This is a genomic window from Desulfobacula sp. (assembly GCF_021107415.1).
In genome coordinates this window covers 1-4668 of the sequence record NZ_JAIOSW010000262.1, presented here as the reverse complement: position 1 = coordinate 4668, position 4668 = coordinate 1, and the positions used below count along the sequence as shown (strand labels likewise).

Annotated in this window: 6 protein-coding genes; all 6 read right to left on the bottom strand. The window is 43.5% G+C overall.

The genetic code is table 11. From position 1 onward, the window contains the following. A partial coding sequence (locus K8S13_RS14010; protein ID WP_291463377.1) for an FAD-dependent oxidoreductase occupies positions 1-1748 on the bottom strand: 1748 nt, incomplete at its 3' end. 69 nt (positions 1749-1817) lie between these two features. Continuing rightward, positions 1818-2846, bottom strand: a complete 1029-nt coding sequence (locus K8S13_RS14005; RefSeq protein ID WP_291463375.1) for a radical SAM protein — start codon at positions 2844-2846, stop codon at positions 1818-1820. A 27-nt stretch (positions 2847-2873) separates the two neighbouring features. Beyond that, entirely contained in the window at positions 2874-3182 is a 309-nt protein-coding gene (locus tag K8S13_RS14000; protein WP_291463373.1) for a HigA family addiction module antitoxin, read from the bottom strand. A 9-nt stretch (positions 3183-3191) separates the two neighbouring features. Continuing rightward, positions 3192-3473 (bottom strand): type II toxin-antitoxin system RelE/ParE family toxin, encoded by a 282-nt coding sequence (locus tag K8S13_RS13995; RefSeq protein WP_291463372.1) that lies wholly within the window; start codon positions 3471-3473, stop codon positions 3192-3194. A gap of 101 nt (positions 3474-3574) precedes the next feature. Then, positions 3575-3976: a thioesterase family protein gene (locus K8S13_RS13990; protein WP_291463371.1), complete on the bottom strand. Its 402-nt coding sequence runs from the start codon at positions 3974-3976 to the stop codon at positions 3575-3577. A gap of 46 nt (positions 3977-4022) precedes the next feature. Next, positions 4023-4526 (bottom strand): acyl-CoA thioesterase, encoded by a 504-nt coding sequence (locus K8S13_RS13985; protein ID WP_291463370.1) that lies wholly within the window; start codon positions 4524-4526, stop codon positions 4023-4025. Between the last annotated feature and the right edge of the window lie 142 nt (positions 4527-4668).

The following is a 4668-nucleotide window of genomic DNA, read 5'->3' as shown; positions in this document are numbered from 1 at the left end:
TACCGGCCAAGATCCTGCATCATGCCCCACTTGGTTGATTTTCCGATATCCTTACCCATTTTCTCCAGCATTTCTATAAGGGTGATCTGTTTGGTTCCTTGAGTTGCCATTTCAAAAAGTGTCTCAGGATCCTGGGCTCTGTTAACAAGAAGAAACTTTACGGCTTCGGCTGACAGCGTACCTTTCTCTGCAAGAAAAAGGGCGGTTTCAACCCCAACAGCGCCGCCGCCGATAATGGCAACTTTTTTGCCTGTAAACACCTTGTCCTGCAGCACATCCCATGATTCCATAACATGGGGAAGGTCTATCCCGGGAATGGGCGGAACCAGGGGATTTGCACCGGTTGCCAGTATGACCGTGTCCGGTTTTTCTTTTTTAATAAGGTCTTCGGTTACTTTTGTTTTTAAAACAATTGGTATTCTCTTCACCGCAATTTGTGTTTCAAGATCCTTCGCCAGCTGGGCAAATTCCTGTCTTCCCGGAGGGGCAGCTGCCAGGTAAAGTTGTCCTCCGGGCCGGGTTTGGCTTTCATAAATTGTCACATTATGACCCCGTGAGTGGGCTGTTAGAGCTGCAGTCATTCCTGCGGGTCCGGCTCCTGCAACAAGGATTTTTTTAGGTGATGCAACCTTTTTAACCGGTTCGGCTCCCTCATAACCGGCCAGAGGATTGCAAAGGCATTCAACATGTTTTAATTTGAAAATATTATCAAAACACCCCTGGGCACAGGCAATGCAATGCATGATCTCATTTTCTTTTCCAAGCCTTGTTTTTTCAGGCAGCATGGGGTCGGCAATGAGGCTGCGGCCCATGGCCACCATGTCGCACATGCCGTCATCCAGCAGCTGTCTTGCCGTTTTGGGATCATTAATCCTGTGGCTTGCAATAACCGGTACGTTTACTTTTTCTTTGATGCCACGGGCTAAGTATGAAAAAGTGCCCCTGGGTACGCAGGCCACAATCTGGGGTACCCTTGCTTCATGCCATCCCACATTGATGCAGAGGGCATCGACCGGACCGTCTGACAGGGTTTTAGCATATTCCTGCAGTTCCAGCCTTGAGTTTCCGCCGGGCATAAAATCATTGCCGTTCATCCTGACAATCAGGGGAAAGTCTTCTCCTATGGCATCTCTGACAGCTTTTACAACCTCAAGCCCGAACCGCATTCTGTTTTCAAAGCTGCCGCCATAATTGTCAGACCGCTGGTTGGTCAGAGGAGAAAGGAACTCACTGATCAGATATCCTGTTCCGCTTAACACTTCAACTGCATCAAACCCTGCCTTTTTGACTCTTAAAGCCGCCTGTGCAAAGGCATTGATGGTTGCCTTTATTTCATCAGCCGTCATTTCTTTCGGGGTTTCTCTGGTCAGTCTTGACGCTATGGGAGATGGTGCCACAGGCTGTTTCCCATTGAGGAAAAAGGAAAAATTATATCGACCCGCATGGTTGATCTGCATTGCGCTGAGAGACCCGTTGTCCTTGATGGCTTTGGAAAGCTTTTGAAGACCGGGTATGAATTTGTCATCATGGGCGCCAATATTCTGGGTATTGCCTGAAAGTTCATCCACTGTTGCATAACCGGCACAAATCATTCCGGGTCTGCCTTTGGCCCTTTGTGCATAAAAATGAATGATCTGATCCGTGACTTCAAACTCCTGAGCCATACCCAGGTGCATTGCAGGAAGATATATCCTGTTTTGGATTTTAAGATTATTGATGGTGATGGGTTCAAAAATGGGATCTTTCATTGTTACTTCCTTTATTTATGATTATTTATTTTATTTTTAATCCTTTAGAATATCGGCTCTACAGGGTATTTAAACCACTTGGCAGCGCAGGTTGTGAAAAATTTGTTCAAAGGAGTCAGGATCAGTCTGCCTTATTTTCTGGACCTGGTTTTCTACAAATTGATATTGGCGGTCATTTTCCATATCTGACAAACATTGGTAATATCCCAGCCGCCTTCCCAGGACAAAATTGATCTGATCAGTATCACTCAAGGATAGAAAACGATCCAGGATAGCGAGCAGTCGATCCTTGTCCCCGGGCAGCCAGCCCCTGATTTCCAGAAGCAGGTCAATGCTGTGATGATTGGCATAATGGCTGGTAATACCCTCTATGTGTTCAAGGAGCAGCCGCTGTTCTGAGATGATTTGAGTTTCAGACGGCAGGGTGAATTCTCCCTTTGCCATCTGGCGGTCAAGACCGGAACCGGGTTTAACCCCGATGGTCAGCAACCGGATATAATCAGGGTTGATTTCATTGAGCACCTTTGCCGTCTCAATGGCATGGATTTTTGATAATTGTTTTCCCCCGAGCCCCAGAATAATGAACTGGGTGGTATCCATGCCGGCCTCCCTGGCCATGTGGGCGGATTTGATGATGGATTCCGGGGTGATGCCTTTTTTAACCATTTTAAGCACCTGGGTTGAGCCGGACTCCAGGCCGCAATAGAGCTTGTTCAATCCGGCAGCGCAGATCTCTTTCATGGCAGACGGGGATTTTTTAACCATGGTCTGAGCCCTGCCGTAAGAACTGATTCGGTTTAATGATGGAAAAGCGTATCGAAGTGTTTCCAGAATTTCGATCAGGTCTTTTGTCCTCATGACAAAGCTGTCCCCGTCCTGAAGAAAACAGGTCTCAAAGGGATGACCATTGAAATACTCTTTTGCAGCCAGGATATCTTTTTTGATATCAGGCACAGACCTTATGGAAAATTTCATGTCATCATACAGGGTGCAGAAGGTACACCTGTTCCACGGGCAGCCCCGGGTGGTGCGGATCAACAGGCTGTCTGCTTCATCAACCGGTCTAATGGGGCCCATTTCAAAAGGAACTGAATTCATTTGTCCTCCAAAGGGTTTGGGGAAAATTTATGCAGCATCAGAATTGAGGACATGTACCTCTTTTTCAAGACGATCTGCTAAAAGGTCTTCTGTTATCTCAAGGTCAAAGCGGTTTTGAAGATTTAACCAAAACCTGGGCGATAGTCCGAAATACCGCCCCAGGCGCAAAGCAGTATCAGCAGTAATTGAACGGTTACCATGCACAATTTCATTAATACGTCTTGGAGGCACACTAATATCTTTTGCAAGTCTGTATTGGCTTATGTCCATCGGCTTTAAAAATTCCTCCAAGAGAATTTCTCCCGGATGGATGGGTAGAAGTTTTTTGTTATCCATAATTTTCTCCTAATGATAATCTGGAATTTCAACATTAAAAGCATCTTCAGTTTTCCACTTAAAACATATTCTCCAGTGACCATTAATACGGATGCTATATTGTCCTTTTCGATTCCCTTTTAAAATTTCCAGTCTGTTGCCGGGTGGAATTCGTAAGGCATCAATTTCAGTTGCCGCATCTATAATTATTAATTTTCTCCGGGCAAGATGCTGAATATTTTGCGGCAGCTTTTTAGAAAAATACCGGTTAAATATTTTTTCTGTCTCTTTATCCTTAAAAGATTTAACCATGGCAATATATTAACGCATCTCGTTATTAACGTCAATCGTTATTATTTTCCAGGCAGACCATAATAAGAAAAAATGATAAAGGGTGAGTTCTGAAATAAATGTTACAAAAAGTGTGATGAAAAGGCTTCAGGGGTAATTGCAATCTTATTTTCGGCATAGTCAAAGAAAACAATGCCGGTTTTTGCAAGTAAAACTAAGTTGCCGGTTTTTATATTTGTTACTCTGTAAAATATATCACAACCATATTTGTTAAAGTCACCCGCTCCTATTTCAAATTTCAATTTATCTCCATAAAACGACAGTGATTTATATGAAACAGCAAGGTCTGCAACAATTAACCCTTTCCCATCAACATCTGGTTCTGAAAAACCGAAATTTTTAAGAAACCTCACCCTTGCTTCATGAATAAGGGAAACAAATGCATCATTGCCAACATGATCAGCATAATTTAAATCTGAAATTCTTATAGCAAGTTCAGTTGCAAAAACAAGATTTTCTATCATTTCAATTTCAATGCGTGCCATGGTTATCCTTCACAATTATTTTTATTTAACACTTGCTTGCATCCATCCGGCATTCAGATTCCTTTTGTTTTTCAGACAGCCGCAACTTTTTTCTTGCAAGGGCTTCTTTGTTTCTCCTGAACTCTTCTTCTGTAACAAGTTTCAGGGGCGGTACTTTCACCGGCTTCTTGTCTTCCCCCAGGGCAACAAAAGTCAGGTAAGCGGATGCAAGGTGGGTCTTAACCCCGGTCAACAGGTCTTCAGTTTGAACCCGTGCTCCGATTTCCATGGAAGTTTTACCCGTGTAATTGATACCTGCTTTTATGGTTAAAAGATTGCCGATAAATGCGGGTTTATAAAAATCCAGCCGGTCTATGGATGCGGTTACGCAGATTTTTCTTGTATGCCTTACCGCTGTGACACCGGCGGCATTGTCAATTTCCTTCATGATAACACCGCCGTGGACAATCCCTGCCGCGTTGGCGTCTTCGGGCAGCATGATCCTTGAGATAATCACACTGGAATCCTGTGCATATTTTTGAGTTTTCATTGAATTCGCCTTTGCAGTCTTTTATAGATAATGAATAGCCATAATGATATTTGCTAAATTTTCATTTTTTTATTAATTATTCACATATGAGTAAGAATGTAAATGATTAGTTAAGGGAAGCCTTTGTTGTGATTTATCTGTT

Bases quoted from the DNA above. Each gene is read 5' to 3' on its own strand.
- K8S13_RS14005 (WP_291463375.1), bottom strand. From the start codon at position 2,846: ATGAATTCAGTTCCTTTTGAAATGGGCCCCATTAGACCGGTTGATGAA.
- K8S13_RS13995 (WP_291463372.1), bottom strand. From the start codon at position 3,473: ATGGTTAAATCTTTTAAGGATAAAGAGACAGAAAAAATATTTAACCGG.
- K8S13_RS13990 (WP_291463371.1), bottom strand. From the start codon at position 3,976: ATGATAGAAAATCTTGTTTTTGCAACTGAACTTGCTATAAGAATTTCA.
- K8S13_RS14000 (WP_291463373.1), bottom strand. From the start codon at position 3,182: ATGGATAACAAAAAACTTCTACCCATCCATCCGGGAGAAATTCTCTTG.
- K8S13_RS13985 (WP_291463370.1), bottom strand. From the start codon at position 4,526: ATGAAAACTCAAAAATATGCACAGGATTCCAGTGTGATTATCTCAAGG.